Source organism: Aminobacter sp. P4_D5 (assembly GCF_056401815.1).
In genome coordinates this window covers 1-5,869 of record NZ_JBFUIP010000247.1, presented here as the reverse complement: position 1 = coordinate 5,869, position 5,869 = coordinate 1, and the positions used below count along the sequence as shown (strand labels likewise).

At 60.4% G+C, this 5,869-nt stretch carries 4 protein-coding genes; all 4 read left to right on the top strand.

The annotated features are described in order from the left end of the window. The first annotated feature begins 376 nt into the window (after positions 1 to 376). Positions 377 to 3,949, top strand: coding sequence for an autotransporter domain-containing protein (locus tag AC1DWF_RS29475; protein WP_476804442.1), 3,573 nt, complete (start codon positions 377 to 379; stop codon positions 3,947 to 3,949). Between the two features lie 86 nt (positions 3,950 to 4,035). Continuing rightward, positions 4,036 to 4,419 (top strand): hypothetical protein, encoded by a 384-nt coding sequence (locus tag AC1DWF_RS29470; RefSeq protein WP_476786147.1) that lies wholly within the window; start codon positions 4,036 to 4,038, stop codon positions 4,417 to 4,419. Between the two features lie 168 nt (positions 4,420 to 4,587). Continuing rightward, positions 4,588 to 5,226 carry a LysE family translocator gene (locus AC1DWF_RS29465; protein ID WP_476786146.1) on the top strand — a complete coding sequence of 213 codons (639 nt, stop codon included), beginning with the start codon at positions 4,588 to 4,590 and terminating at the stop codon, positions 5,224 to 5,226. Positions 5,227 to 5,705: 479 nt separating this feature from the next. Beyond that, the coding region (locus AC1DWF_RS29460) for a transposase (protein WP_476789646.1) at positions 5,706 to 5,869 on the top strand (164 nt) is incomplete at its 3' end.

The following is a 5,869-nucleotide window of genomic DNA, read 5'->3' as shown; positions in this document are numbered from 1 at the left end:
CGCTCGCATTGCTTAGCGACGTCATTGGATTATACCTGCCCGAATTTCACCGTGAGGCCATAAGTCCCCCGCATTTCCTTTGCGTACTGTGGTGATGCCCCGTTTTCCAGCGAAATTGGCAGAAGAATTGTAAGCGAATGACCCTTTAGCCGAGATACAACCGCTGGTAAAGGCATGCGCAGGGTTGATCTGATTACGTGCAGACCAGCTCGATAGCCTGGAGCCCGCGCTACCAGGGTAGGCTTGTGGGACAGCGGCGCCGGGCCAAGGCGACGGCGGACCACCAAGTTACATCATCAACGTTCATCCCCAGGGCGCTTTCCCGCGTCCGTCGCTGGCGGAGCTTTGCCGCAGCGAACGCATTTGGAGTCTTCATATGTCGCAGCGAACTTTCGCACGATCGAGTCTTCCCGCCTGCCGCCGCAGGCATCTGCTGCTTGCCGGTGTTTCGACGGTGGTCATCGCGGTAACCCTGCCGGCATCCGCAGGCACTTTCGTCTTCAACGATGGCGACAACGAAGCCAGCGCCATTTCCATGACGGGCGTGAATACCTTCACCGCGGGAACGGGTGTCACGGCGACCGTTTCGGGTATCGTTTCAGGAACCGGCTCGTTCTCCAAGGGGGGAGCGGGAAAGCTGATCGTCATTGGCAACAATACATACTCGGGCGGCACCGATGTTTCCGAAGGCACTCTCTCGTTGATGCACAACAATGCACTCGGCACCGGGGCTGTCACCTTCAACGGCGGATCGCTCGCGTTCTACGCGCCTACCGCGATGACCCTTGCCAACGACATAGTCGTTAACAGCAGCGCGAGCCTTGATACGGCGCAGCACACAACGCTTTCGGGCGTGCTTTCGGGAGCGAAGAGCCTCACTAAAGTTGGTGGCGGCACCCTCACGCTTTCCGGTGCCAACACCTTTGCGGGCGGCCTGTTCGTCAGAAACGGAACGGTGCGTGTCGAAAACGACAATGCCCTAGGCGCTGGTGCGGTGACGTTCGGTGGCGAGTGGGGGAGTTCGCTGGCGCTCTCTTACGCCAATGGCGTTATGGTTAGCAACAATGTCATTCTCAATGCGAACACTGATTTCCGCGTCGATTCCGGCACCGCCACACAGGCGGGTACGATCGGCCGCGGTTATGGCATGGTCTTCATGGGCAAATCGGGGGCGGGGGAACTTGTCGTCACCGGGTCCATGAATGTTGGAATGGGCTTCAGCATCGACCAGGGGCAACTGACCGCGGGGGCTGCAAACGTCCTCGATGCGGGCGGTCGCTACACTCCCACCGGCTCCGGCAGACTCAAACTTGCCGCCAACCAGCAGATCAGCTCCCTCACGGGCGATGGCACGGTGGACCTCGCATCCAGCAGGCTGACCATCGCATCCGACAGCTTGGGCTTCAACTTTCGCGGGAGCCTTGTCGGGGAGGCGGACGCCCATCTGGTAAAAGCTGGAACGAGTGGTCTGTTTCTCGAGGGCAACGGTCTTGGCTACAACGGCCGAATGTCGCTCCAGGGCGGCACTCTCGCCGTCAACGGCAACTTCGCGGGCACCCCCGTCTACGTAACCGGTGGTCGCTTGCGGGGAACCGGCCAACTTGGCGACGTCTTCGTTGATGGAGGAACGCTTTCCGGCACGGATGGAACAACGTTGTCGATGCGTGATTTATCTCTGACCGCCAGCTCAATCGTTGAAGCCAATCTCGGCACGGAGAAGACGGCGGCGCTTTTCAATGTTGCCGGCGACATCGTGCTCGACGGCAGGTTGAATGTGGTCAACAAAGGCGGCTTCGGTCCCGGGGTTTATCGCTTGTTCAGCTATGGCGGAGCGCTCGACGACCGCGGTCTTGAAATCGGGACTGTGCCCAACGGCTATGATGCCGATAATCTCGCCGTACAGACTGCGGTTGGTGGGCAAGTCAACTTGGTCGCGGATGATCCAAATTACGGTCCGGTGTTGTTTTGGGATGGCGACAAAGCTGCAAACTGGGACAACAACAAGGTTGATGGCGGCGGCGGCCGCTGGAAAACTGGCGGTCGCGCTTTCACCGATGCAAACGGCATCCTGAACGGTCCTATGAACCCTCGTCCTGGCTTTGCGGTCTTCGGGGGCACGGCGGGCAACGTGCTTGTGGACAGTGGCACAGGGCAGGTGCAGGCAACCGGCATGCAATTCGCGAGTGACGGCTACATCCTGTCAGGCGACATGCTCGAACTGGTTGCGGGTGACGCTTTCATCCGGGTTGGCGACGGCACTGCAGCCGGTGCGAATTACACCGCAACCATCTACAACAACATGGATGGTGCCGGGCGACTGGTCAAGACCGATCTGGGCACGCTCGTCCTTGAAGGCGAGAACACCTATTGGGGTGGCACGGAAGTGCGCCAGGGCACGCTGCAGGTCGATGGCGATATTGGCGACGTGGTCGTCGGGGCCGAAGGGCGCCTCGGTGGCAACGGGACGGTAGGCACGGCAGTGGTTTCCGGTACCCTCACGGGTGGAAAGTCGATGGGCGTGCTGTCAGTCGACGGCGACTTGACCATGCAGGAGGGCTCCACTCTCGAAGTGAAGGCCGACGCAGCCGGCAACAGCGATCGGGTCGATGTGACGGGCATTGCATATCTCAATGGCGGCCGCGTTGCGACGCTGGCGAGCGGCGGTGACTATGCCGACCAGACCAGCTACACGATCCTGAGCGCCGAGGGCGGAATCGATGGCACCTTTGCCGGGGTCACCTCGAATCTCGCCTTCCTCGATGCGGCCCTGAGTTATTCCGAGAAAGACGTGAAGCTGGCGCTGACACGCAATGGCACGACCTTCGAGAATGTCGGAAACACGCACAATCAGATCGTCACCGGCGGCGGCGTAGAGGGGCTTGGCGCGGGCAATGCCCTTTATGACCGCGTGCTGACGCTGAGCGCCGCGGATGCCCGATTTGCCTTCGATGAGATGTCAGGTGAGATCCATTCGTCCGCCAAGGGCGTACTGCTCAACGACAGCCGCTTCGTCCGCGATGCGGCAGACGCGCGTGTCCGTTCGGCCTTCGGGGCCGTCGGCGCTGCCGCCTTGCCAGTTTTGGCCTATGGCGAGGGCGGCTCCGAACTGGCGCCGGCTGCCACCGACCGCTTTGCCATGTGGAGCGAGGCATTTGGCTCCTGGGGTTCGTTTCGGGGCGACGGCAATGCGGCAAGCCTCGACGATTCCACCGGCGGCTTGCTGATAGGTGGCGACGCGGCCTTTGGCGAGGCCTGGCGCGCTGGCCTGGTCGCCGGCTATAGCCAGACCACGTTCGACGTGGACGACCGCTCCTCGTCGGGCAACAGCGACAACTACCATCTCGGCCTTTACGGCGGTGGCCAGTGGGGCGCTGTTGGCCTGCGCGGTGGGGCCGCATACAGTTGGAGCCGCATCGACATCGGCCGCAGTGTTGCCTTCCCCGGCTTCGAAGACAGTCTGTCCGCGAAGTACGACGCAGGCACCGCCCAGATCTTCGCCGAGGTTGGCTACCGTATCGATACGGCGGCGGCTTCCTTCGAGCCCTTTGCCAATCTGGCCTATGTCAGCCTGCACACTGATGGCTTCAACGAGCATGGCGGAGCGGCGGCGCTGAAAGCGACCGGCACCACCACCGACGCCACCTTCACCACGCTCGGTATCCGCGCCCAAAGTAACTTCGTGCTCGGCGGCGTCGCTGCCACCGCGCGCGGAACGCTCGGCTGGCGCCATGCCTCCGGCGACGTCAAGCCCCTGGCGAGCGTAGCCTTTGCCGGGGGAGAGGCCTTCACGGTCGTGGGTACGCCGATTGCCCGCGATGTGGCTGTGATCGAGGCCGGGCTGGACTTTGCCGTCTCGTCCCAGGCGACGCTTGGTCTCTCCTACGCAGGGCAATTGGCCAGCCACGCCAGCGATAACGGCTTCAAGGCCGACCTGAGCATCAGGTTCTAAGCAGCGGTCGATCGGATTGGACTCCGGCGCAGGGCCGGAATCCGGCGGGGTATGCCGACTTTTGCAGGCAAGGGGATCCTAAAAACATGGTATGGAACGGCTACGGAGTTCGTTTTTCTTGTGCGTCGTTTGCGATTTTCGGGTTGGTTGCATGCCAGAGTACCAAGTCCAATTTTGAGGGTTCGAACTTTTCCGACAACACCAGGGCCTTGGAGAAACAGCTCAACGCCGAAGCCGTAGCGTTGGGCACTGCTCAGGGCGTGGCAGGTATCGCGGCTGCATCTGATCCGACAGGCCTTTCGGCAATGGCACTGGGGCCTGCCGGTCTTGCTGCCCGCAACGCGTTAGCGAAAAGCGCCGACGCTCGCATGGGCGCGCAACTAGCACGCGACGAACAGGAACTCTATCGCCGCTACGGAATGAACCCCGACGGCACGTCATCGGGAAAGAAACCGCCAGGCAGCAAATAGGTGGCTAAAACGGCTCAAATGCACGATGAAGGACGCTGACCGTCGGCGACCAGGTGACGCGCAGCGAGTAACAGCCGTCGCCGTGATATGGCAGCTTCCGCGGGGTGGCTGGGTAGGTCTCAGTGAAGCGTCCAGCGCGAAGAGCGTTGGATAGGAGGAGGAAACGCAGTGCATGAACTTGCGATCTTGTTCTCCATCCTCGGGGTCTTTCTTCTCGGGGCTATCAGCCCAGGCCCGAGCTTTGTCGTGGTTTCGCGCATCGCCATCTCAGGGTCGCGCGCAGACGGGGTAATGGCGGCGTTAGGCATGGGCATAGGCGGCTTTGTTTTCGCCTGCGTCGCGGTCGTGGGCCTGACGGCGATCCTGCTGCAAGTTCAATGGCTTAATCTTGCGCTAAGGCTGGCCGGCGGAGCCTATCTTGTTTGGCTCGGAATTAATATCTGGCGCGCCGCGCCCGAACCGATAGAGGTTGCCGAGTCGACAACCGGACGACCAAGCACGCTTTGGAAGTCCCTTCTGCGTGGTCTCTTTGTGCAACTCTCCAATCCGAAGACAGCGATCTTTTATGCTTCGATGTTCGCCGCGCTTTTGCCCTCGCCGGCACCATTCTGGATGTTATTTGCTCTGCCGCCGATGCTCTTCCTCAACGAATTTGCATGGTACGCCATCGTGGCACTGAGTTTTTCATCGCGTGGGCCGAAGGCTGCCTATTTGCGATCCAAAGTCTGGATCGACCGCGCTGCGGGAGTGGTGGTTGGAGCGCTGGGGGTCAAGCTGTTGACTGACAGCGTACGATCTTCTGTTTGACGCAGAACTCTTACCTTTCGGCTGGAATTCGCATGCAATTACTAAAAGAGGCGGACCGTGTGGGAAGAGTTTATGGATGAACTGCGCGTCCGCACCTCGGAGCGCCGCCCACGACTGAGTTTTCGGTACTGCAAAAATGACAAGGGCTAACCAGGTCGCCGTAGAAACGGCAGCGGGACGAACTTCCATTGGTAGCCAAGACAAAACCGGGTGAGTCTTATGGCCTTCCAGTTCTGATTTTTACAACGCAGAATTATCACCGCACAACTGGCATTTACTGGCCGCTGCCAGTTTCGGAATGCTGCGGCGCAAGGATGAGATATCCGCCGAGACTGCCGGATCTTAACGTCGCCCGTCGCCGCTCATCATGAACAAGCCAAACACGGCCATTTGTGTAAGCGCCAAGGGCATCCCATCTGGTTTTAGGTAAAGCTTCAGGCGACATTTGGCACGAGCGATCCAGATTGGTGCCATGTTCTATGTCTACGCCTATGCCTGCGGATAGAAATTTTCATTTGATTGAGGCGTTTCCGGCTCCGTTTGAAGGTGCGCCAATTGCGCGTCGTCGGCGCTGGTCTGATGCGTTCAAAGCGGCGATGGTGGCCAAGAGCTTTGAGCCTGGAGCAAACATCTCGGCCTTGGC

Bases quoted from the DNA above. Each gene is read 5' to 3' on its own strand.
- AC1DWF_RS29470 (WP_476786147.1), top strand. From the start codon at position 4,036: ATGGTATGGAACGGCTACGGAGTTCGTTTTTCTTGTGCGTCGTTTGCG.
- AC1DWF_RS29475 (WP_476804442.1), top strand. From the start codon at position 377: ATGTCGCAGCGAACTTTCGCACGATCGAGTCTTCCCGCCTGCCGCCGC.